This window comes from Shewanella sediminis HAW-EB3, from assembly GCF_000018025.1.
Classification (GTDB): domain Bacteria; phylum Pseudomonadota; class Gammaproteobacteria; order Enterobacterales; family Shewanellaceae; genus Shewanella; species Shewanella sediminis.
Window position 1 is genome coordinate 1,295,608 of the sequence record NC_009831.1, and the last position, 23,408, is coordinate 1,319,015.

Below are 23,408 nucleotides of genomic sequence, written 5' to 3' on the forward strand. Positions count from 1 at the left end.
GCTTAGGCCGGTTTGACCGCTTGGCCTGCTTGGTTCTTCAGCTTCAACTGTCGAGTAGCCAACTGATAGAGTCAGCGATTAATCGTGTGGGATATCGCTGCCTTGACCCTATCTGCATGTTCGACGACGAGACGGTTGACGGTATCGACATTGCCCCCTTCGTTGGTATCTGAGTTCATATTAAAAGTAACGATACTGTCTACCAGATCGACCTGAGCGGCCTTGAGTGGGTGAAGTGCAGACTCCAGGTAATCGTCCAGAGGCATAAAGTTAAAATCCCCTTCGCTATAAGACTCTGCCGTTGCACCTGCTGTGATAGAGAGTATCACTTTCTTGTTTTTTAACTTATCTCCCTCGGGACCGAAGGCGAAGTTATAGGTGAATACATCATCGAACCACTTCTTCATTATGGCCGGATATGTCGACCAGTAGAGAGGGAATTGAAAAATAATCAGGTCGGCGTCGATCAGCGCGGCCTGCTCGGCTGGAATATCAATCTTGTAATCTGGATATAAGTCATCGAGACAACGTACATGAGTGTTATTTAATGCGCCGAGAATCTGGATTATTTTTGAATTCGCCATCGATTCATTAAGGTTGGGGTGACCCGAAATTATGACTACTTTACTCATGCACTTCCTCTATATTGAACTGTTGCTGGCTTAGCTGGAATGATAACCGAAAATGTCAGATTTATGGATTGAGGAAGTTGCGATCGCTCACACTCTCAGAAATAGACCCATGATAAGGGCTGAAAAAGGGAAGCGATAAAATCGCTATGGCTTCCTTATCGCTTGCCCGGCTTAGAAATGAGAGTGATGCCCAGCTCACTACACCGTTCGATTTACTCTTGTTGAGATAAGTATGGTTAACGGTGTCATCCACAACTTTAAGTCAATCCAAACACCGCCGAAGACTACAACTATTCCCTGTTGGAAGTTGCCGAAATACGTAGGCACAAATGTCGTAGAGACATCATGGATGATGGCTCAGACTCGGAGCTACATGGATGTAGCATCTGAGTAGTTAGACGATTTTTGTTGAAGTATGAGGCTCGTACTCAATGCATGTAACTTCGCCTGGGCGTAATGGTGGATGCAAGGAGGATAAGGACGAGCAGTCCTCCTTGCCCTGGTGTGGAATGGAATTCCACGACGTTAGTTGTTAGGCGAAGTCTAACGATAAAGATGCAAGCGCAGCTTGATTAACTAAAAGATACTTAAAATTTGTTATCCGACAAGTTAATTCAAACCTGTCCGGAACGTATCTCTTGTTGCAAAGATGCCCAGCTGATCACCCCGACGATATTATCGCTTTTGTCTTGATAGACATATACCTCACCGCGTCGATCCCGTGAGAGAATGCCGTAGACTTCATTCAGCGTCGCCGTATCGGGGAGTCCCTCGATAGGATGCCGGGTGAGGGAGCTCTCATGATCATGAAGTTGCATCTCGAGTTGTAGCATCTCCATTTGACCTTGTGCATTCCGGACTAATACTGAACGACCCGCGGCGCGCTTGAGCACCTCGAGTAACAGTTCATCGTCATCCTTTACGATAACCAGCCTCTTATCCATCAACGCCCTGACGCCACGTTTCTGTAATCCAAGTTCGAGGGGGGAGACCTTATAGCCTAAGCCCATGATCTCTAGCTGTTGCAGGAAGAGTGATTTTGACTTAAAGCCTTGATGAGCGATGAGAAAGGCCGGGATGCTAACGAACATGGCCGGCAATATGATAGAGGGGTTGTTCGTCATCTCGAGCAGGGCGACCAGGGCTGCAAGTGGTGCGCTGAGACAGACCCCCATGATTGCGGTCATACCTATGATGGTATAGAGGCCGATATAGGAAGCGACAGACGGGAATATCGCCGCGCTGGCGAGGGCCAAAATGGCGCCAAGCAGTGCACCTATGCCAAAAATAGGTCCGATGATACCACCGGGGATCCCGAGGCCTATGGCGGCGATGGTGGCGATGATTTTTCCAATCAACAGCGCGATTAAAAATAGAATGCTGGGATGCTCGCTTATCGCTTGTTCGATGGCAAGCTCACCACTGCCAAGAGACTCGGGAAGAAAGATGCCGACGATAGTGGTGATCACCCCCGCCAGTAATACCCGGTTTAGCAGTGGCCAGTGTTGACCCGTGGCCGTAACCTTGAGCAAAGAGAAGTTAAATAGGGCGGCCACACAACCTAAAAGCACACCACTTATTGCCAGAACCGGGTATTGGGAGAGCGGAATATGGATAACGCCAATCTGCTCGTATTCGTGAATGTTGCCAAAGACGAGTTGCGATGATACTGCCCCGCAGATAGCGGCGAGTATGATGGGAAAGAAATAGTGAACCTTGTACTCGCGCAAGATCACCTCGAAAACGAAGATGACTGCCGCAAGTGGTGTATTGAAGGTGGCGGCGATACCTGCAGCGATACCACTGGCACACATGATACGAACACTGTTATCCGGCAGTTTAAATTTTTCAGCTAATACGCTGGCGGTAACAGCGCCTAAATGGATCACCGGGCCTTCCCGGCCGACAGAAAAGTTAGTGACCAGGGCGAACAGGGCCTGGAAAAACTGACTGGGTGCCGACTGCAGAGGCAACTTACCGTGGTGAAGTTTAATTCTGTGTAAAACATAGGCGATACCCATCCGCCTATAGCGTTTAGATCCCATTCGTGCGACTAACCAGATTAAAATTGAGCCAATCAGTGGTAATAACACTCGCCAGTCGTCGATGATCTCAGTAAAATCCAGCTCACTGGTTTCTGTGTAGGTGTTTATCCAGATAAGTAATAGCCGGAACAGCAAGATCACACCCGAGGCCATCAGGGCAAATAACAGAGCGAGCAGAGAGAGTTGCAGACTGATCTTAGCTTGAGAAAGAGTATCTTTAAGTTCCGTTCTCTGGTATCTCAACCATTGGGTATGTGTCTTCTTTAATCTGTGTCGCACCTGAGCCTTCTATATATTGGGTTGCCCATTGCTGAAATGAGTCAGGGTTAAAATATAAGAAACTATTCAAACTATAAGAGAAGAGGTTGTTAGTTAATGCCAAATTATCATCGTTGGATCGATCGCATGCAAGTGATTGAGCGGAAGTTCCGGCCATCCAGCCTGTACCTGTGCCTGTTGGTGTTAGTCGCTTTTACCTTAGGTGGGGTGAGCTACAACCTGTGGTCTGAACATAATCTGCCTGTAGTAAAGAGTAACACAGAACAGACAGATACATTGGTTAAACAGTTGAAAAGTCAGGCTCAAGTCATGGCTTCTAAAAATCTCGAACTTACGATTGAGAAAGAAGCGAATGACAAGATGCAACAGCTGTTTTCTGTCCAGCATAAAAAGCAGCGTGAACTCGAGAGAGAGCTCTCTTTTTATCGCAGTATTATGGCACCTGAAAATAACGCCGATGGCGTATCCATCAATGGGCTGGAGCTAACGCCAAACCTGTTGCCAAGGCAATATCGGGTGAAGCTGATTTTAACGCAACTTAAAAAGCGTAAACAATCACTCAAGGGTAAGGCTGAGATTAAGCTTGTGGGTGTGCAGGACGGTGAAGCGGTAGAGTTAGATTTGGCTAAGCTTACCAATGTGCAACTTTCCTTTAAATTCCGTTATTTTCAAATCTTAGATGCCGAGTTTACCCTGCCGGAAGGGTTTGAGTTATCTCATCTTAAGACTAAGGTTATTGTCCCTTCAAGCCGCTGGACCAAAGGGTCACAGGCCGAAGTCGAGTTTGCTGCTGTGGATCTGTTACCATCTAAAGCTCCCTCGGTTAAGCCATTTTCTGAACTTCAGGAAGCTGTTGTAGAAGAGAAGCTTGAAGAGGTCATTGAAGATGAGCCTGAAGTCAGTGCGCCTTTATCGGCCGGAGAAACGGTAAAGTAAAACCATAAATAGATAGCCAACACAGCACGGTTTTATCACAGAAATCAGATCGGGTGCGCATATTACTTGAACAAAATGGTCAGGTATTGGATAATCCCGCTCAGCCAACAGATGTAAGAGGTACTCATGACTGAACAAACTACTGAACAAGCTGAAGATGCAATGCCAATCCAATTCACGGATGCCGCCGCTTCAAAAGTAAAAACCTTGCTTGAAGAAGAGGAAAATGATGCGTTAAAGCTACGCGTGTATGTGACCGGTGGTGGTTGTTCTGGTTTTCAGTATGGCTTTACCTTCGACGAAAAAGTTAATGAAGGCGATTTCACCGTTGAAAAACAAGGTGTTCAGTTAGTGGTTGACCCAATGAGCTTGCAATACCTTGTAGGCGGCGAAGTGGATTACACCTCTGGACTGGAAGGGTCTCGTTTTTTCGTGAAAAACCCTAACGCCACCACTACCTGTGGTTGTGGTGCCAGCTTCTCGGTATAAGTCCGATTTCAAAAAATTGATTCAAAAAAAGCCAGTTGTTAACACAACTGGCTTTTTTAATACCTGCACTTAGTCACTGCCGTTAGCTCATAATATTCATATTTATCTTAGTGTTAAAGTAGGCTTTGACCTTCGGAGTGAAGGCTATCCATACCTGTAACATAGAGAACAGAATTAATAGCGCGAAGATGATGTAGTCGGGGATCTTCCCTTGCAGCTCACCGAGCTGAAAGCTCGAAGGGTTACCCACAACTAAGTTACCGGGATCGTACAAGATCACTGGCAGCATACTCACTAAGGCAAGTTGGATTAGGGTATAGCCCCGCAGCATATACATCGCCGTTCTTTGACGTCCAAGAATAGCCACGACCATCATCAAGGTGATAATACAAAAGAGTACCCCCTGTTTGGCTATGATGCCGCTGACCGAGGCAATGGTGAGCAAGGCACACAAGGCAGCAAGCCGTTTGGGTAGCTTAGGCTTCACCGGCTTAGCGGTTACCTTACTCTCCGGGGCTGCAGCATTGAGCTCTCTTGCTTTAGCTGCCTCTTCGGTTGTGGAATTGGCAGAATGAGTAGACTTAGCGGCTTGGTTCTCCAACTTGGATCTCCTTAGTGACGTTGTTTTGGTGCCAGTCGCTGCTCAACTTCATAGGGTTCGATAACGACACCCAAATCTTCCTGAACCGGGAAGACTGCAACGAAAAGGTCATCATCTTGCATGCCTGGAACCCAACGTTCGAGCCACTCGACAAGAGGGATCGACAAGGTAGTGCAATCTTTCCAATCATCGACAGCCCATAGCTTTGCGGCTTCTTCACTAGGCCACATAGGAATGCAATCTTCCTCTTCGGTGGTAAGCATGACACAACCATCATTGTCTTGTAGCGTCCAAAGGGTCTTATGCTCTTTAGCCTGCTCGATAAAATAGTCGTAGCGAGCTTCTGGAGTCATCTTGCTTGCATCTTTTGGGCTTTTGCTCATGGTGTCGTCTCTTTGGTTTGTTTGGCGTTTGGCCGATTGCTGCAGATAATAGCATTTCGGGCGATGGAAATTAAAAGATTTTGGCTGGTAAGGCGTTTTAGAGGAGAAGTCGGTGAAAACTCCCATGTGAGAGTCGGGCTCATGGGGGGGAGCTGTGGACCGGTTATCCAAGACTCGACGTTCAAAGGGGAAACCAGTAGATGACTTAATTTTCACCCTGGTAACCATCCAATTTGTTACCAGGGTGAGAAGGCGAGTGTTGAACACTTTTACTTGCGAAACTGCCTGCTAAACCTAAATTCTGGGTTCCAGTAACAGCGCGTTATGGCTGGCTTTTTCGCTATTTATCATCTCGATTAAGTTTGCCGCTATCTCAGTATTATCCATATGTCCTGCGAAGTAGTGGCTGCCTCTTCCATAGGCAAAAATTTGTACGTCGATGCCATCGTGACCCGAGGTTGTCCAACCTGTGTGAGTCAGGGTATCTATGGCTGACTTTATCAGAGTCTCAACTTTGTCCTTGGCTGTTTGAAGATCGCCCTTGTCTTGTTGAAGATTGGCCAGGATCTGCTGCCTTAACTTATCTTGTGCCTCAACGGATTGGATTATGCCGATATACTCAGACCAGAAAGTATTGAAGCTGTCCGGTTTATCCAGAATTTTTGGCGATGCAATCAACTTGTCTGCAATCTCTTCGGGCAGCATAGTGATCATTTGTAATTGCTTACCTTTCCACTGGTATACCCCATTCTTACCGAGTGTGAGCCCGCCGGTGGAGTGATCTGCGGTGGCAACCAATAAGGTGTCGGGATGATTGTCGATATAGCGCTTTACCCTCTCTAAGGTGTTGGCGAAATCGTGCATCTCGGTCATGGCGCAGACGATATCATTGCTATGACCACACCAGTCTATCTGACTGCCTTCAATCATCATCACAAATGGTGCAGATTGTGATGATAGCAGCCTCAATGCGCTGTGTGTCATCGTGGTGAGTCTGAGAGGGTCATCGCTGCCCAATGCTGCTGGAAGTCCCGATGGCGCAAACAGGCCTAATGCCGGCAGCGTCTCAACTTCGTCCAGCTGCTCGAGCCTATCGATATACTGATAACCGAGTGCTTCGAACTCAGATGTCAGGTCTCGCTGCTCCCGAACGAAATACTTAGTACCGCCGCCCAACATAAGATCTGCGACGGGTTTACCCTTGATTAGATTTGTAAGGTAACTATCGGCGATAGCATTGTAATTTCCTCGACTCTCGTTGTGGGCCAGAAAGCTGGCTGGGGTGGCGTGATTTATCTGAGATGTCACAACGATGGCCGTTGTTTTCCCCTTGTGCTTAGCTATCTCGAGTAGGGTCGGTAGCGCATGGTGCTGATGGTCAACCGAGATGGCACCGTTATAGCTCTTGGTGCTGGTGGCCAGCGCGGTTGCCGCCGCGGCCGAGTCGGTGACATAGGTATCATCGTCCGGGTAGGTACTTGCCATGCCTACGAGCAGGTCATCGAATATCGTCTTCTCGACGGGTTTAGTATCGGGATTGTCTGAATAATATCGGTAAGCTGAGGTGTAAGCCGGACCCATACCATCGCCGATCAGGTAGATGATATTTCTGGGAAGATGCTCATCTTCTATGACTATCTCTCTTGCTGTTGCTTGAGCCGTAAAGATGCCACTACTCAATATTGAGAGCGTTAAACAGGCTGTTAAAGCACGCATATTTATGTCCTATTACTCTGTTTTTCAATGGAACGAGACGCGGGTATCCAAAGCTGTCTCATCTTTATTTTTAGTTTTACTTTTAATCCGCAGGTGTTGATCTAACCAGTTTTCCTGTTCCCATAGCATATGCATCAGAGACTCTTTGGCCTGATAGCTGTGACTCTCGAATGGAAAGGTGACCAGTCTGGCATTGCCACCCAGGCCTCTAATCGCTTTAAACAGTCTGGCCGATTGCATGGGGTAAGTGCCCGAGTTGGCATCCATCTCGCCGTGCATCAGCAGTAGTGGTTCATCAATCTTATCGGCATGGGTGAAAGGGGATATCTGCTGATACAGGCTCGGTGCCTCCCAGAAGTTACGTTTCTCATTTTGAAAGCCAAATGGAGTCAAGGTGCGGTTATAGGCACCACTTCTGGCTATGCCAGCGGCAAACAGATCCGAATGAGCTAACAGGTTGGCGACCATGAAGGCGCCATAGGAGTGACCGCCGATTGCAACTTTGTCTCTGTCGGCGACGCCCATCTCGACTAAGGTGTCGATTGCCGCTTTGGCATTAGCGATGAGTTGACTACGGAAGTTATCGTTAGGCTTCTCTTTTCCTTCGCCTACGATGGGCATTGCTACCCTATCGAACACGGCAAACCCATTGGCAACGAAGGGGACCGGGCCCTTGGCGCTGATATAGTTGTATTGGTTGGGAGAGTAGTTGACCTGACTGGCCACCTCCGCATTCTTGTATTCTCTGGGGTAAGCCCACATCAAAACCGGAAGCTGACCATCTTTTTTTGTATAGCCGGCAGGTAGGTAGAGATTACCAGATAGAGGTAAGCCATCATCTCTCGTGTAGGTCACCAGTTGTCGGCTAACGCCTTTGAACGCGGTTATCTCGGCTGTTTTTGGCTGCAGTACCCGCTCCGTTCCGGCTTGGACGTCGAGCAGGACTAAGTGCGATGGCGTATCGCTCGATTGTCTGTTGATGATGAGCCTGAGCGGTTTACGATTGAGCAGATAGCGAACGCTTTCCAGCTTGTTACTTGCCGAACGCCACAGTGTTGTAGAGTTGGTCGTAGTGCGTGTAGATGCGGCTTGGCTAACGGCCTCTTTGCCTACCCTCTTATCAAGATAAGTATCTGCCCCTTCATCTTTTAGCGGAACCTTCGTCATTCTCAGGAAAGGCTGATAGCCTTCAGGTGAGGCGCCCAATCCATAATGGAGCACGCTTTGATTATCGACGGCGAAAAGATGCCCTAGCCCTGATGGGCGGGTGTGCTTATAGAGACGACCGGGATCGCTGTAGCTGTCCCTGAGTGCCTTTTGGTACCAGAGGCGCATCGCAGTGCTCTGCTCTGGTACAGAATTGCCAGAAACAGAGTTATCAGATCCAGACTCTGTGTCCAGGAAGCTGACCCTCATCTGTTTATTCTTCGAGTTCCGCTCCGTGATGAGTGCGAGTCGCTCTTCGCCCCATTGAACGTTTGCAATTCGCCATGGGGTTTTCACTAAGGCTTTAGGCGCAAGGTTAAAGGGAGCGCTGATTTGTCGTAGTTGATCCCGGTATTGCGCTTTTTTGTTGCTGTCACCCCCGTCGAGCGCCTCGACATAGGCGAGAGTATTGGGTTTATCGCTGCGCCAGTGAATTAATCTGGGGCCCTTTCTGACGGAGTCGCTGCCGGAAGGTCGAAACTCACCACTTTCAAGCTCGGCCAGGGTAGTGAGTTTTTCTCCGGAGCTATGGAACATCTCCACTGATTGGGCAAAATCACGATACTTTACCATATGAGAGAAGGGGGGCTTGATGCGCTTCACCAGCACGTACTTATCATCGGGAGAAAGACTAAAGCCGATGTTAATTGCAGGCTTACCGATTTTTATTACCTGACCATCGAGCATTATGATACTCAGTTGGCTGGTGGTCAGTTGACTGAATTGTGCTTCGTCCTGTGCATTCTTCAATAGATCCTGATAGGTTCGTCTCGGCGCTTTTTTACCTTGAGTGATACTGATGTTTGGCCCATGAAGTTGAGGCGTCTGAGGTGAGTGTTCACTATCGATGGCAATGCTGGTTGCTATGCCCTGGCTATTATGCAGCCATTGGTATTTAAGTCCCAGACTGGCGTTGATACGGCTCTTGCTTAGTTTGAAGCTTTGACGAGTCGCTATCTCGTATAGGTAGAGGTCGGCGCCATGATTTGATATTCCGATATAGCTGATAAAACGGCTATCGGGAGAAAATTGCACCTTAGTGACGGTCAGATCCGCTGGTGTGAGAATGGTGTCTCTCTTTACCGAGTCATTGTCTAAATTGACCAACTCGATACTAAGATACTTGGCCTTGATTCGGCTTGGGGTCAGTCGATTGGGTGATAACCTCAGGCCCGCTAATTTAAGTTCTTTTCTGGCTAAGTTTTCGATATCTGTATGTGACTCAGGCGTGAGTATCGCCAACCACTGCCTGTTATTCGATAAGCGAGTACTTACCTTTTTTTTCTGCTCTACAACCTCTTTAAGCGGTTGAGAGGGAGTTTGGTATTCGGCTGCAATGCCAGATGCGCTAAAAAAAGCTATCAGGGAATACATAAAGATGGACATTCGAGACATTTTATCTCCTGATACAAAGGGGGATAGAACTGTTATTTGAGAGGATAAGCGCCCTATGAAGGGCGCTACAGTTTAGTTACTGCTTTATCTAGTTACTGCTTTATCTAGATAGTGCTTTGATTAGAACTTCTGTGAGTAACCCAAGAACAGGCTACGACCTTTGGCAGAGTAACTGCTGTTATCATCTTGATAGTATGGCCAGTCGTTGTGCTCGTCGTTACGTATATCGTAAAGTGGAGGCATCTCATCGGTCAGGTTTTTAACACCTGCGGTGAACTTACCTTCCCATGGTGCGTAGTAAGATAGCGTGATGTTGATGATCTGATATGGATCTAAGGTATCAGTCTCCATCGACTCTACATCATCACCATTTTCATCAACGTATTCAAATAGATCGGTACCTACGGCCTCTCCAGTGTAGTAGTATGCGATGGTTGCCGTGAAGTCTTCATAGCTCCAGCTCAGGCTGGCATTACCCTTCCACTTAGGGAAATAATCCGTCTCAGTCTGCTCCTCTATCTCATCACCTTCTCTCTCTTGATACTCCTTCTTGAGTAGGTAAGAGGCTGCAAGCTTGAACTTAAACTCACCGGCAGCAGTTTCCGGGAACAGGTAGTTGAAGCTGGCATCGATACCTTCCGATGCTTCATAGGCACTATTAATAGGACCTTTGCGCATACAGGCGATGTTTTCGATGCCGTCATCATCAAACTCAGTCAGGTAACCCACTTCTGGCATTGTTGCGCAATCTGTATATTGACCATTCTTGATATAGCTCGGGTCTTCTAGCATCTCATCGGTTGAAATTGTCTTAACCGCACCCTCAAGTTCGATGTTCCACCAGTCTAATGTTAGATCTGCATTATCCGTAACATTGGCAACAAAGCCTAGGTTCCAGAATTCACCCTTCTCCTCGGTAAGGTTTAGGTTTCCAGAGTTGAAGCCATCGTAATCATCTTCATAGATCTCATCTGGTATTGTTGGATGTGGATACTCTGTTCCACCAAAACTTCTTGTTAATCCAGAATAGAGGCGATGCATATCTGGCGCTCGGAAACTCTTACCCCAGTTAGCACGTACCATTACCTCATCAATTGGTCGGTAACTTAGGCCAACCTGAGGAGTCGTTGCTCCGCCCACATCTGAATCATCCAGGTATTGGTCATAACGAAGTGCAGCAGATAGGTCTAATGACTTAACACCTGTCATATCGGCAAGTAGTGGGACCTGCAATTCACCTGCAACAGCAACACGGTCACGGTCACCCTTACCACCCGTACCACCCATACCGATAAAACCGCCGTTCATGGTGGTTTCATCTAAGGTATCTTCATAGCTTTCACGTGCCCACTCTGCTGTAGTTGCAAAGCCAACAGTACCCGCTTCCAGCTCCATCAAGTCACCGGTAAATACGGCCTGTAACTGGTGCATGCTAGAGTCCGATTTCTTCGTTGAGTCACCAATAAGTGCTTCAGCTTGCTCTGTGGTTAACTGGTTATTTGGGTACCACTTAGAAGCATCTGTGTCATTAGGATCGAAAGTCACCATACCGAGTAGGGCATCAGCTCTGACCATATGATGGTTCTGCTTCTCATACAGTGCGTAGCCGCTAGACCAGGAGATATCCAGTTCGTAATCACCAATGGTACCGTTAGCACCAAAAGCCAGAGAGGCTTTAGTGTTCTGGGTGTCATAGGTACGTGGCCCAGGGTACTCCTCCATACGACGACGCATCTGGAATTTGTTGTAATCTTCAAATTCGTACTTGTCGTAACTCATTGCACCTGTGGCTTCATCTTGATAGAAGTAATCCCCGAAACCTTTCTCATCTTTATACTTAGTGCTCTCTTTATAGGAGGCATTAAGCATTCCATAAATCTGCCAATCATCGTTAAGATCGTAAGTGCTGTTAACAACCAGGTTGATTCTGTCATATTCTGACTGTAGACCGCGGTCGGCATACTTATCGTAGTAACAATCATAAGTACCAGCTTCTACATAGACCCCCTTGTCACCGAACAGATTAGTACACTGAGCTTCATCGACAGGGCTGTACTTATCATCGGTATAAACTTTTGAGTAATCTCTGATCCAAGATGCCCAGCTTGATGGAAATGAGTCACCGTATGGTCCAGAACCCCAACGAATGTCGCCATCCTCATCTTCATAATAGGCAGGGCTGTATAGATCGTCACGCTGATAGGTCTGGATTGCGCCAACCTGCTTGTATTCGAGCATGATCAAAGATTGACTGTTTTCAGTGTTGATACCCTGCAGGTAAGATAGATCAAACTGCTCACCACCACCTTGGGTAGTATCTGAGTATTTCGCTTCAACCTTAGCACCATCATATTGCTTCTTGAGGATGATGTTTACTACACCACCGACAGCATCTGAACCGTAAATCGCCGATGCACCACCGGTAAGGATTTCGATACGTTCAACTGCAGCCGTTGGAATATCAGAGGTATCGACGAAGTTTGAAGTACCACCAGCAGCAGAAGGGAATGAGGCTTGGCGGCGGCCATTAATAAGTACCAGAGTTCTGTTGGCGCCCATACCGCGAAGGTTAACTGAGCTTGCGCTATCGGTAAAACCATCGCTGTCACCGTTAAGTGAACCACCGTTATTTGCCACTGAAGATTGAAGGACTTCAGAGATAGAAGATAGGCCACTATTGGCAATATCATCTGCTGTGATCACCGTGACTGGAGCAACCCCTTCAAAGTCGGCACGTTTAATACGGGAACCCGTTACCTCAATTTTCTCAATCTTACTGTTTGCGCCGTCTGTCGCGGCAGAATCTTCTGCAGCGAGTAGCGACGAAGGTGCCAATGCCGCCATGGTTATGGCTAATGTTAATGCCGATAATTTCATCTGTGGTTTCATCTGATTGCTGTCCTTATTTTTATAATTTACCTATAGGTTTCACTCTACGGTTCGCAGTAACCGTCACATAGATACAGGCTTTTCTGGGGAGAACGGTGTCGATAAGCACTACAAGAAGTCGCAAGCTGTCAACTGACTCCAGTTGTAATTAATTTGTTATTCGCCAGCAATGCCTGGTGTGTCGTTTCTTTGTTGTTTATATATCTATTTAATATCTATTCTTTTTTAAATTAGTTGGTTACATTGTGTTTTATGCCTGCATGGTTACTTGTGATCCGGTGTTGGTTAGATGTAAAATGTTAGGGCGAAGTTGAGCGACTATAAAATTAGAATCAACGCCTTCCGGAGAGTGGGATGATAAAGATAAGAAAAGAGGCTGTATTTAAGTTGGAAGGCTGTGAAGTCATGCCCGGTGAGAATAGTCTTAACTTCTGTGAGCCCGTTCCGGATAGCGTGACTCCGGGAAAGGTCTCTATTCAGCCCAAATTTATCGAGTTGCTGAGTTATCTTGCAAGAAAATATCCAAATGTCGTAACCCGCGATGAGCTTATCGACAACATCTGGGAAGGGAATACCTATGTCGGTGCGAAGGCGTTAACGAATGCTATCTGGCATCTGAGAAAACATCTCAACCCTCTGCTTAGCGGCGAGCAAGCGATAGAAACCGTCAGAAAAACCGGTTATCGATTATTGATTGAACCTCTGTTTGATGCCTCGGACTTGGTAGATGAACCCGAAATATTACAAGTCGAGCAGGCTAAGGTTGAGCGCTTAAGTAAGCAGTTACGCTTGAGGTCGTATGCCATGCTTGTAATCCTGCTCGTTGTGGGTGTGTTCGCCGGTTTGCATCTGTATCAGGACAGTAAGCAATTGCGTCAAACTGAAATGGTACAATTGACGCGGGCTGCGGGGGCTGAGTTGTATCCGGCTGTTTCGCCCGACGGACGTTGGTTGGTTTATGGTAAGCGGTCTAATTTGTACCTCAAGGATTTAGAGTCGCCGACCCTGACACCCAAGCGACTGACATCGAAACGGACCCGTGAACTCAGGGCTATCTGGTCGTCTGATGGTAAATCACTGATATATCCCAGTGAAGACAGAGTTACCCGCGAATGCCATATGAATCGCCTTATGTTAGAGACGAATGAAGTGAGCTATCTATCTGAGTGTTACAGTTATACCTCTGCGTTAGATATCTCTGCCGATGGTCGTTCGCTTATCTATATATGGAAAGAGAAGGAGAGGGAGGAGCTTGATGCGGGCCTCTACCTGCTCGATCTCTTATCCGCAGAACTTGCTCCGCTGAGACTATCATGTGAGCGTGATTGTGGTTACAGGGACAGAGATGTTGCCTTCAGTCCCGATGGGAAGTGGATTGCTATAGCGAGGCGATATGGCACGATTTCTGAGGATATTTTTATACGGAACATTGTAACCGGCGATGAGGTTCGTCTGACTCAAGGTTTAGAGGATATTCGTGGTTTGAGCTGGGATCAGGATAGTCAGAAGCTGGTTTTCAGTACTGAAAACTCAGGATTCAGGGATGGTTTTATTGTCGATATTGAGTCGAAAGAGATGTTGCCGCTGTCGATCTCAGGGTTCAGTTACCCAAAATTTATTCCCCATAGAGATGAGGTGGTCTATTCCAACTATATCAAAGATTTTAGTGTTGCTTATTTGGCTCTGGACCAGGACATTCCCTCGACGGTTTTTCCAATATCCCAAGCGGAGTATAGTTACCGTAACCCCGATTACTCATCGAAAGCCAAACGTATCGCCTATGTGTCCAACGAGACCGGGTTCAATGAGATATGGACGTCAGATCATAATGGATTAAACAGAGTACAACTTACCGATCTTAAGCGGAGGGTCGCCTATCCGGCATGGTCCCATGATGGTAGCAAAATTGCGTTCCTGGCTCCGGACGATAAAAATGAAGGGAATAAGATCCATATTGTAGACCTCTCCAGCGGCGGGATCAGCATATTACCTTCGAGGTCTTCAGATCATAGAAGACCGAGCTGGGCATGGGGAGATGAATGGGTGCTATCATCGACCAATGATGGCTTAACCGCCTTCTCACTGCACAACCATTCCCCCAAGCATCTGAGCTCTATCGATGTACGTTTAGGTAAGATGACCGATGCAAATACCTTAGTATTTACCCGCTATGATGAATATGGCCTCTGGTCTATGGATATTTCGAATCCACAACAAGTGGAGCCCTTAATTGCTATAGAGGACTTTAGCGAGAGTTACAACTGGGTAGTGACTGACAAAGGGGTCTATTTTCGTGAGGTCAACGCAGGGTATCAGCTGATAAATTTCTGGAGCTTTAATACCGATCTCACCACGCCTATTTTAAAATTGCCCGCGAGCAGTTTGAGCTCTTTTGGGGCCATGAGCTATATTCCCGGCGAAAGACGCCTGCTGATGACCCTGTCTGAGTATTCGAAGCGTGATGTGATTAAACTTAAACATAAACTATTGCATTGATTCAGTTTAAAAGCTGGAGGCTAGTGCCCCCAGCCAAAGGGCTTATACCAATTTCAGTAAATATCTGTTCATTCAGCGGGAATTCAAAGCGCTGAAGGCAAGGTCTATATATTGCTCCTGCAATATAGACATTCACCACATCCATGTGGCTTGCGGATGATTGAAGCTAATAGTTATTCTCGGCAACAAGCTCCTGCGTTGCTCTACCTTCTGCATCCATGCAGTCGTATATCAAAAGCATCGAACGCAGCATGCAGGGCTTTGCCCTTGGCTTTAAACATCAGCCGCCCGTTGGGAGCCTCTCAGACTTCCCACTTCAGCGTTGCATTGATTTACAAGGGAATAACCATTCTTCCATCAATGCGTCTTGAATTCAAAAGCCTGAGTGACTCTGAATTGATAACATATTTAGTGAAACTGGTATTAATCCGCGGGAAAGAGTGAGCCCAGCACGGCTTCTCTGGAGGCGCCGGTTACGGCGGGTAGGTTACCAGAGAGACCTTGATGATGACGCATGGCAAGCCAGGCAAATGCGATCCCTTCGACCCACTGAGGGGCAATACCCAGATCCGAGGTTGTGCTGAGCTTATATCCGGGAAGTAACTTGTCCAGGCGTGACATCAGTTCGGTGTTAAACGCCCCCCCTCCGCAAACAAACAGTTCTCCCCTGAGTGACAGGGCAAGGGTGTCTTTCGCAATACTGTGGCAAGTGACATCGAGTAGAGTGGATTGAATGTCAGCTTCATTCAGGTAGCCGAATTCGGCGGCCTGTTGTTCAAGCCAGGCCTGATTGAATAGCTCCCTACCCGTGCTCTTAGGAAAGGGCTGAGAGAAGTAGGTATGAGAAAGCAGATGTTTCAGTAGCTTTTCATCGGTCGTTCCGCTTGCAGCCCAGGCACCATCTTCATCATAGGCTTGATCTTTTACCTGCTGTATCCAGGCATCGATTAAGGTGTTACCTGGCCCGGTATCGAATCCAATCACATCGTCATTAGTGCCGGGCAGGTAGGTAAGGTTAGCTATCCCGCCGATATTGAGAATGATGCGCGGTGTATCAGGACTGGCAAACATCTGCTGGTGGAAGGCGGGAACCAGAGGGGCACCTTGCCCGCCCAGAGCGATATCTTTACGCCTGAAGTCGGCGATAACATTGATGCCGGTTTCGATGGCTATGGTATTAGGATCGCCAATCTGAAGTGTAAATCCCATATCCAGATTAGGCATATGTCTGACAGTCTGACCGTGGCTGCCTATGGCTACGACTTGCTCTTTGGATATTCCGGCCTTGGCCAGGAGCTCATTGACGGCGGCACCAAATAACAGGCCGACACTACGGTCTAACTGACCCAAGAGGTTGATCTCATCGCTGCCGGGCAAGCAGAGGCGCTGAAGATTTCTCAGGGTGTGTTTGGGGATGACCTGGCTGTGTTTAGCGACAAGTTTTGGACTTGGCGAGCTAAAATCGACCAGAACGGCATCGATGCCATCCATGCTGGTGCCTGACATTAAACCTATAAAATAGTTTGTATTCATTACTGTTATCCGTTGTCGTCGGACTCATCTGCTCGTTTAGTTTTCAATGCGAGCAGGAGTCTGAACTGAAATTTTGAAACCGGCACCTGACATCGGCTCCGGATCTGGTAGACCCGGGGTTGCCTGACCGACGTTTTTGATCTTCTTAGCGCGGTTATTGAGATGCCAGGTAAACCTGTTTGTTACGTTGAAGTTTAGTCATGATCTGTTTGCTAAGTGCCATAAACTTAGGTTTATCTTTACTGGCAATAGGCAATGATTTGGGAAGTTTTATTGTTCTCGGGTTACGGTGAACGCCGTTGACGATAAATTCGTAATGCAGATGTGCTCCAGTGACACGTCCGGTAGAACCTAAGGTTCCGATGACTTGCCCCTGCTTTACGGTCGCGCCCTGCTTCACTTTACGCTTCTTCAGGTGCAGATACTTAGTGGTATAGGTGTCATTATGTTTAATGAACACATAGTTTCCATTGTATTGGTTATAGGCTGACTTGATGACGCGTCCTTTACCCGCGGCTTTAATCGGCGTGCCCACCTTGGCGACGTAATCTACGCCTCTATGTGCTCTGACCTTTCCCGTGACCGGATGAAGTCGTTTGGGGTTGAAGCTTGAGCTTACGTATTTAAAGTCGACAGGGGAGCGCAAGAAGGCCTTACGCATACTACGGCCCTCTTCGGAGTAGTAGTTACCATCGGTATAACGCACCGCCGTGTAGCGGTCACCCTGGTTACTGAACTCGGCCGCGAGAATATTCCCGTTTCTCAGGAACTCACCGTCGGCATACTCCTCTTCGAAGATGAGCGCGAAGTGATCGTCTTTTCTGAGATCCAGTGCGAAATCGATGTCCCAGCCGAAAATAGTGGCCAGTTGCATGATCTGGTTTGGCGTTAATCCTGCGCCGACTCCGGCATTCCAGAAGTTACTGCTTATGGTGGCACTGGCAAATTTGTTACGACTCTCTACCTGCTTGTCTGAGATGAGCTCTTTATAGCCAGCTTCATTTTTAGTGATGATGAGAGTCGAGATCGGGTTGAGCTGGTATTTAAGTTCGGCTAATTCACCCGCCGAATCTTTCGCGATAATGAGCTCTTCACCCGGCATGATTTTGAGCAGGTTCTTCTTTGCCTTAGGCAGTAAGGTTATCTCATAGACATCTCTGGAGCTTAGGCCTGCCCGAATAAAGAGAGCGGCTAAGGTATCTCCGCTTTTTACCTGAAAACGTTCAACATCTAAATTTTCTGCTTGCTTAGCTTTTAGTTTCTCCATTGAACCGTCAGCTAGAGGTTCAATATGATTAGATTCAGCGTTTGAAGCGGAATGGTTTCCCGATGGCGGTGTGGGTTTGCGAAATGCCAGTGGGAGTTTTAACTGCTGAGCATTACGCGCTTCAGTATTTGATACTGAGTCGGTCGAGTTATTGCCGAGATCGATACTGCCTGAAAGCTGAGTATTGGTGTTTTTGGATGCCTGGGCATCATCGGCCGGGATAAGAAGAATGGTCAGTGTGACCAAAACCAGAAGTGTCAGCAGCATTTGATGCAATCTAGGCAGTAATTTTAATAACGTAATAACCTTTCCCATCGACCCCTTTCCCGTCACACTAAATAGCAATTTTTGTCGCTTATACCGATCCCCTTAGTGTACACACTTTCATTTGTGCTGGCTAACAAGTAACATGACTCTCTTTATTTATTCATAGGCTCTTTGGAGTAGCTGGCGAGATGGCTGATTTAGACCAAGCATTAGCAGAAATTAAACGTGGTACCGATGAGATTTTACTCGAAGCGGATCTGCTGGAAAAATTAAAAGAGGGACGTCCCTTACGTATCAAGCTTGGAGCCGATCCTACCGCGCCTGATATTCATTTAGGTCATACCGTTATCTTAAATAAGATGCGTACCTTTCAGGAGCTGGGTCATGAAGTTATCTTCTTGATCGGTGACTTTACCGGTATGGTCGGTGACCCAAGCGGTAAGAACAGTACTCGTCCTCCTTTGACGCGCGAGCAAGTGTTGGCCAATGCTGAAACCTATAAGCAGCAGGTTTACAAAATCTTAGACCCGGCTAAGACTCGTATCGAGTTTAACTCCAGCTGGCTTGAGCCTCTGGGCGCCGCCGGTATGATCCGTTTGGCATCGAAGCAGACCGTTGCTCGTATGATGGAGCGTGACGACTTTAAGAAGCGTTATGGCTCGGGTCAGTCTATCGCGATTCACGAATTCATGTATCCACTGCTACAGGGTTATGACTCGGTGGCACTCAAGTCGGATGTTGAGCTCGGCGGTACCGATCAGAAGTTTAACCTGCTGATGGGCCGTGAGCTGCAAAAGTCGGAAGGTCAGAAGCCACAAACGGTTATCATGATGCCATTGCTTGAAGGCCTCGATGGCGTGAAGAAGATGTCTAAGTCTGCGCACAATTATATTGGTGTGAGTGAGCCTGCCGGTGAGATGTTTGGCAAGATAATGTCCATCTCTGATGAGTTGATGTGGCGCTACTTCGAGCTATTATCATTCCGTCCACTGGGTGAAATAGAGCAGTTCAAGGCCGATGTAGACGCCGGTGCTAACCCACGTGACATCAAGATTGCGCTAGCCAAGGAGATCATTGCACGCTTCCATGATGAAGCCGCTGCCGATGCTGCTCATCAGGAGTTTATCAATCGCTTCCAAAAAGGCGCCATCCCTACCGATATTCAAGAGTTAGAGATCGCAGCCGGTGAAGGGATAGCTATCGCTAACCTGCTTAAAGAAGCGGGTCTTGTAAACTCGACCTCAGATGCGATGCGCATGATCAAGCAAGGTGCCGCCAAGATTGATGGCACTAAGATTGAAGATACACGTCTTCAGCTAAGCGCCGGGACTACGGGTGTGTTCCAGGTGGGTAAGCGCAAGTTTGCTAAGATCACTCTGGTATAAAGAGCTGGTTTAGAGTCCTGGTATAAATAGCTGGTTTAAAGCCTTGGCTTAAAGTTCTGGTTTAAAGAGCTGGGGCTAAGTCCTTAGCCACTACAGCTTAATAAACGTTAAAACGGCCTGTCTATACAGGCCGTTTTTGATCCCGCCCTTGATTAACGGACCCCATGCATGCCCCGCGTCAGTATCGGTGAGATAATAATGATGAAGGCACCACAGATGATGCCGGTCCACATTAAGAATTCAAATAGCTGTATGTAAGTCGCACTAGTCTGAGCTATGTCCATGCCTTGAGGGCTGGACATATCGATGGCCGTGAGCTGTCCTAAGCGCATCGCCAAGGTTTCCGATAGCGCCATGGCCAGAAACCAGACCCCCATAGACAGACCGACCACCTTATGAATAGCCAGTTTTGTCACCGCAGACAGTCCCACCGGCGACAGGCATAGTTCACCCGTTGTATGGAGCAGGTAGGCCAGCACCAGCCACCATAGACTCATTTTTCCCGCTTCATCGGGGAAATTGGATCCCAGAACCAGTACACCGAATCCCAGTCCCGCCTGAATGATACCTAAGCCAAACTTTACCGGGATATTGGGGTTCAGGTTGAACTTGTCGAGCCAGACCCAAAGTGCCGCAAAGGGCAGGGCCAGTAGCATGATAAATCCGGCATTGAGGGAGCCAAACTGACCCGCTGCTATCTCAATATTCAGGATATTGCGGTCGATCACCCTATCGGCGAAGAGGGTCATCGAGCCAGCCGCCTGCTCAAACAGTGCCCAGAAGACTATCGTCGATGCGATGAGCACCATGAGTACGCTCATCTGGTGCATCTCCTCCCGGGTGCCTTTGAACGCGGCATAGCCAATTAACCCTATGCCGGCTGCCAGTAATACGACCTGCTGAGCGGCAAAAACAAGGGTTTCATGTTGGAGCATCAGCCAGATCAGCCCCAGACTCATCAAAGCTATGAGGTAGATAAGCTGTTCCTTATTGATGGGCCCCAGCACTTTCTCTGTCAGAAGCTGCGGATCGCTGGGTTCGGCTAAACCCTTCAGGTATTTTTGCCCCTTGAGGAAGGTAAATAAACCGAACAGCATGCCGACCCCCGCGCTGCCGAAGCCATAGCCCCAGCCGAATGTCTCGCCCAGATAGACACAGATAATGGTCGCGGCGAAGGCACCGATATTGATCCCCATATAGAAAATGGTGAAGCCGGAGTCTCGACGGACATCATCTTTGTCATAGAGCTGACCCACTATGGTGGAGATATTGGGTTTTAAAAAACCGACACCGACAACAATCAAGGCTAAGGCCAGATAAAAGATGTTAAGGGCAGCTAAATCACGAATTTGAATCGTTTCGGTCAACACAGTTCCGGCCACCAGAGTTGTTCCGTCGCTGAGTGTGATATCTGAGATGAGCTCAGTACCGGCGGCGTACTGTATGGCCTGATGACCTTCAACCGCCATCAAAAAGTGCCCTATGCAGAGTAATATTCCGCCGAATATGACAGCCTTACGCATGCCTAAATATCGGTCGGCCAACATGCCACCGATAACCGGTAATGAGTAAACCAGGCCGGCATAGGCCCCTAAGACTTCCAACCCGGCACCATCGGAAAACAGATGATACTTGGTCAGATAGAGGAGTAGCAGATACTTCATGCCATAGAAAGAAAACCGCTCCCACATCTCTGTGGTAAAACAGATATACAAGCCTTTGGGGTGGCCAAATAACTCTTCGTTAGCTAGCTGATTTTCTTCGGGAAGCTTTGGCACCGACTCCATAAACAGCTCCTTGAACCATAAGTACAAAAATGGCTGTAGTACTAATACCAATCTCACTAAATAGGTGAGCAGTTCAGAGCCATTCAGGCTTTTCAATTCAAGGCGCATTGATGAAGAAATGGTTATTCCCTTTTAAGTCAATGCAACACAGAATCGGAATGCCTGAGAGGCTCACTTAGTGCGGGTTTCAAAGCACTTTATGCTGCGTGAGATGCTTTTGATATAGAATAACGATTAGCTTCAAGCATCCGCCTTGCCTACAGCGCTTTGAACTCCCGCTGAAAGATCACATATTTAGTAGGGTTGGTATAATACTAGTCGATGGTTATGGCCCTGCGCTGTTTTGGCGGGGAAGGAGAAAGCCTGATTCAGCCATCTGTGTAGGGGACGGCTGAATCAGGCTTAGTGTCTGGAACATTTATGCCTTAGCACCATGGATGGTATAGCTCAGGCTTTGTGTCAGGAACACTTATGCCTGAGCACCACGGATGGTATAGCTCAGGCTTAGTGTCTGGAACATTTATGCCTTAGCACCATGGATGGTATAGCTCAGGCTTAGTGTCTGGAACATTTATCCCTTACGGCTTAGCATATATTTAGCGGCAGCGAGACGAGTCTCTGCATCAAGGTAGTCCTGAGGCGGCATTTCAGGATAGTCCTCTCGTTTCTTAATCGGGTGGGCGATAAAGTCGGCGATTCCCTGAGGATTATCCATATATAACGCCTGAATGATCTGTACCGGTGGGCCGATCATCCTGCCTGTATAGGTATGACAGCCTGCACAAATTCCCATGTAGACCACTTTCCCACGTTCGGATGGGTCAATGTTACGAGGGGGGACCGGCTCATCCAAAAGATAGCTGTCAATGCCTGAGGTGTGGGTGAAGCTACATTCATCCCAACTGCTAACGCCAACTGTCGTGTAGCGGTGGCGGTTGATGATACAGCTACTGCTGCTGTTACCAACCCGAACGATATCGGCGTTGCCCTGTTTAAACTCAGTCAACATCAATGCCTTGACCTCATCTATGGTGTCATAACCATTGTTGATCATCATATTGTCTAAGATCATAATGTTATCCGGATTTGGATCGGACTCAGGGTCGATGGTGACATTGGGTGCGTTATGGTGATCTGTGATTAAGATCCCCGCAGTCTTATTATCTGAGATAATATTTCCCTCTATGACCACCTCGTCCGCAGCCATAACTAAGATCCCTGTACCCGCCGGGATCCCGCCAACGGTTGAGCCGGGGGCACCGAAGTTTTTATGATTATTTCCCGTGATAAAGTTATTACGAATGATCACATCTGTGGTGGTCTTGATGGGAAGCCCCGGCGTGATAAAGGCTAAGATCCCGCCGGTATTGTTATGGACAAAGTTATTTTCGACTATGCTATGGCGTGAATTTTCGATCTCGATGCCGGCGACGCTGTCGAACACATCGTTATAGGCCACATGGATGTTGTCACTCATGCCGACATAGATGGCTGCATCTTCGATACCGGAGATCACATTGTATTCGACGATACCGTTCTTACCCAGCTGAGGGAAAATCCCATAGACGCCGGTATCGACAATGATGTTATTGCGGATCTCGAAGTTGTTACCCGCTTGCCCCATGATGCCGTTGCCCTTGTAGCGGGTTATGGTCAGGTTCTCAACGATCACGTTGTTGCCGGAATAGAGGATGGCGTCATTTAACTTATTTTGACCGTCTAAGGTGGCGCGTTGCCCCTCCTTAATTACGCCTATGATATGGATGTCGTCTTTATCGATATAGACGGTTTCATGGTAGGTGCCTGGCATGATCTGAATCGTATCGCCCGGCTTGGCCAGCTTTACCGCCTCCATGATGCTGTCGCCATCATCGATCACATGGGTTTTCCCCTGTTTGGTTCGTTTAGCGGCGGCGCTTTTTTTACCCACTTGAGTCGATGAGCTGGCATCGCTATCGGCACTGCGGTCATAACCTCCGCCATAGCTTGCTCCACCCTTGCTGTCTGTTATGGTTGGCGCACTGCTGTTTCCGCCGTAATAGGCACCGCCAGTAAAGGCTGCAACTATCAGAATTGTGGTTATAATTTTTCCGGATTTCATC

Annotated in this window: 15 protein-coding genes; 4 read left to right on the forward strand and 11 right to left on the reverse strand. The window is 47.8% G+C overall.

The genetic code is table 11. The annotated features are described in order from the left end of the window. Positions 1 to 71 precede the first annotated feature (71 nt). Together SSED_RS05615 and SSED_RS05620 are read right to left on the reverse strand one after the other, a co-directional pair. On the reverse strand, positions 72 to 632 hold the full coding sequence (locus tag SSED_RS05615) for an NAD(P)H-dependent oxidoreductase (protein WP_012141439.1): 561 nt from the start codon (positions 630 to 632) through the stop codon (positions 72 to 74). A 614-nt stretch (positions 633 to 1,246) separates the two neighbouring features. Continuing rightward, entirely contained in the window at positions 1,247 to 2,956 is a 1,710-nt protein-coding gene (locus tag SSED_RS05620; protein WP_012141440.1) for a chloride channel protein, read from the reverse strand. Between the two features lie 96 nt (positions 2,957 to 3,052). Between SSED_RS05620 and SSED_RS05625 the strand changes: the two genes are divergently transcribed. Both SSED_RS05625 and erpA read left to right on the forward strand, forming a co-directional pair. Beyond that, a complete protein-coding gene (locus SSED_RS05625; protein WP_012141441.1) occupies positions 3,053 to 3,892 on the forward strand; it encodes a DUF6776 family protein in 840 nt (279 codons plus the stop codon). A 126-nt stretch (positions 3,893 to 4,018) separates the two neighbouring features. Next, positions 4,019 to 4,381 carry an iron-sulfur cluster insertion protein ErpA gene (gene erpA / locus SSED_RS05630; RefSeq protein ID WP_012141442.1) on the forward strand — a complete coding sequence of 121 codons (363 nt, stop codon included), beginning with the start codon at positions 4,019 to 4,021 and terminating at the stop codon, positions 4,379 to 4,381. A gap of 82 nt (positions 4,382 to 4,463) precedes the next feature. On the opposite strand, the gene SSED_RS05635 is transcribed toward erpA, so the two are convergent. The 5 genes from SSED_RS05635 to SSED_RS05655 form a co-directional block, all read right to left on the reverse strand. Continuing rightward, positions 4,464 to 4,868, reverse strand: coding sequence for a hypothetical protein (locus SSED_RS05635; protein WP_049772150.1), 405 nt, complete (start codon positions 4,866 to 4,868; stop codon positions 4,464 to 4,466). Between the two features lie 125 nt (positions 4,869 to 4,993). Then, entirely contained in the window at positions 4,994 to 5,365 is a 372-nt protein-coding gene (locus tag SSED_RS05640; RefSeq protein WP_012141444.1) for a DUF2750 domain-containing protein, read from the reverse strand. Positions 5,366 to 5,659: 294 nt separating this feature from the next. Continuing rightward, the gene (locus tag SSED_RS05645; protein WP_012141445.1) at positions 5,660 to 7,081 is read right to left on the reverse strand and encodes an alkaline phosphatase; all 1,422 of its coding nucleotides are present in this window, start codon (positions 7,079 to 7,081) and stop codon (positions 5,660 to 5,662) included. A gap of 24 nt (positions 7,082 to 7,105) precedes the next feature. After that, positions 7,106 to 9,682: an alpha/beta hydrolase family protein gene (locus tag SSED_RS05650; protein ID WP_012141446.1), complete on the reverse strand. Its 2,577-nt coding sequence runs from the start codon at positions 9,680 to 9,682 to the stop codon at positions 7,106 to 7,108. A 120-nt stretch (positions 9,683 to 9,802) separates the two neighbouring features. Continuing rightward, positions 9,803 to 12,571 (reverse strand): TonB-dependent receptor plug domain-containing protein, encoded by a 2,769-nt coding sequence (locus SSED_RS05655; RefSeq protein ID WP_012141447.1) that lies wholly within the window; start codon positions 12,569 to 12,571, stop codon positions 9,803 to 9,805. A gap of 354 nt (positions 12,572 to 12,925) precedes the next feature. On the opposite strand from SSED_RS05655, the gene SSED_RS05660 reads away from it, so the two are divergent. Beyond that, complete coding sequence (locus SSED_RS05660) at positions 12,926 to 15,067, forward strand: winged helix-turn-helix domain-containing protein (RefSeq protein WP_012141448.1); 2,142 nt, start codon at positions 12,926 to 12,928, stop codon at positions 15,065 to 15,067. Positions 15,068 to 15,490: 423 nt separating this feature from the next. Here SSED_RS05660 and SSED_RS05665 read toward each other — a convergent pair whose 3' ends face one another. Together SSED_RS05665 and SSED_RS05670 are read right to left on the reverse strand one after the other, a co-directional pair. Continuing rightward, a complete protein-coding gene (locus SSED_RS05665; protein WP_012141449.1) occupies positions 15,491 to 16,600 on the reverse strand; it encodes an anhydro-N-acetylmuramic acid kinase in 1,110 nt (369 codons plus the stop codon). Positions 16,601 to 16,754: 154 nt separating this feature from the next. Further along, complete coding sequence (locus SSED_RS05670) at positions 16,755 to 18,182, reverse strand: peptidoglycan DD-metalloendopeptidase family protein (protein WP_012141450.1); 1,428 nt, start codon at positions 18,180 to 18,182, stop codon at positions 16,755 to 16,757. Positions 18,183 to 18,322: 140 nt separating this feature from the next. Here SSED_RS05670 and tyrS point away from each other — a divergent pair, with 140 nt between their 5' ends. Continuing rightward, positions 18,323 to 19,519, forward strand: a complete 1,197-nt coding sequence (gene tyrS, locus SSED_RS05675) for a tyrosine--tRNA ligase (RefSeq protein WP_012141451.1) — start codon at positions 18,323 to 18,325, stop codon at positions 19,517 to 19,519. Positions 19,520 to 19,671: 152 nt separating this feature from the next. Here tyrS and SSED_RS05680 read toward each other — a convergent pair whose 3' ends face one another. Both SSED_RS05680 and SSED_RS05685 read right to left on the reverse strand, forming a co-directional pair. Then, positions 19,672 to 21,306 (reverse strand): peptide MFS transporter, encoded by a 1,635-nt coding sequence (locus SSED_RS05680; protein WP_012141452.1) that lies wholly within the window; start codon positions 21,304 to 21,306, stop codon positions 19,672 to 19,674. A 571-nt stretch (positions 21,307 to 21,877) separates the two neighbouring features. Further along, positions 21,878 to 23,407, reverse strand: a complete 1,530-nt coding sequence (locus SSED_RS05685) for a parallel beta-helix domain-containing protein (RefSeq protein ID WP_012141453.1) — start codon at positions 23,405 to 23,407, stop codon at positions 21,878 to 21,880. Between the last annotated feature and the right edge of the window lies 1 nt (position 23,408).

What these genes read in the sequence shown, in the direction of transcription:
- SSED_RS05615 (WP_012141439.1), bottom strand. Translation starts at nt 632, where the DNA reads ATGAGTAAAGTAGTCATAATTTCGGGTCACCCCAACCTTAATGAATCG.
- SSED_RS05625 (WP_012141441.1), top strand. Translation starts at nt 3,053, where the DNA reads ATGCCAAATTATCATCGTTGGATCGATCGCATGCAAGTGATTGAGCGG.
- erpA (WP_012141442.1), top strand. Translation starts at nt 4,019, where the DNA reads ATGACTGAACAAACTACTGAACAAGCTGAAGATGCAATGCCAATCCAA.
- SSED_RS05640 (WP_012141444.1), bottom strand. Translation starts at nt 5,365, where the DNA reads ATGAGCAAAAGCCCAAAAGATGCAAGCAAGATGACTCCAGAAGCTCGC.
- SSED_RS05645 (WP_012141445.1), bottom strand. Translation starts at nt 7,081, where the DNA reads ATGCGTGCTTTAACAGCCTGTTTAACGCTCTCAATATTGAGTAGTGGC.
- SSED_RS05650 (WP_012141446.1), bottom strand. Translation starts at nt 9,682, where the DNA reads ATGTCTCGAATGTCCATCTTTATGTATTCCCTGATAGCTTTTTTTAGC.
- SSED_RS05655 (WP_012141447.1), bottom strand. Translation starts at nt 12,571, where the DNA reads ATGAAACCACAGATGAAATTATCGGCATTAACATTAGCCATAACCATG.
- SSED_RS05660 (WP_012141448.1), top strand. Translation starts at nt 12,926, where the DNA reads ATGATAAAGATAAGAAAAGAGGCTGTATTTAAGTTGGAAGGCTGTGAA.
- SSED_RS05665 (WP_012141449.1), bottom strand. Translation starts at nt 16,600, where the DNA reads ATGAATACAAACTATTTTATAGGTTTAATGTCAGGCACCAGCATGGAT.
- SSED_RS05670 (WP_012141450.1), bottom strand. Translation starts at nt 18,182, where the DNA reads ATGGGAAAGGTTATTACGTTATTAAAATTACTGCCTAGATTGCATCAA.
- tyrS (WP_012141451.1), top strand. Translation starts at nt 18,323, where the DNA reads ATGGCTGATTTAGACCAAGCATTAGCAGAAATTAAACGTGGTACCGAT.
- SSED_RS05680 (WP_012141452.1), bottom strand. Translation starts at nt 21,306, where the DNA reads ATGGAGTCGGTGCCAAAGCTTCCCGAAGAAAATCAGCTAGCTAACGAA.
- SSED_RS05685 (WP_012141453.1), bottom strand. Translation starts at nt 23,407, where the DNA reads ATGAAATCCGGAAAAATTATAACCACAATTCTGATAGTTGCAGCCTTT.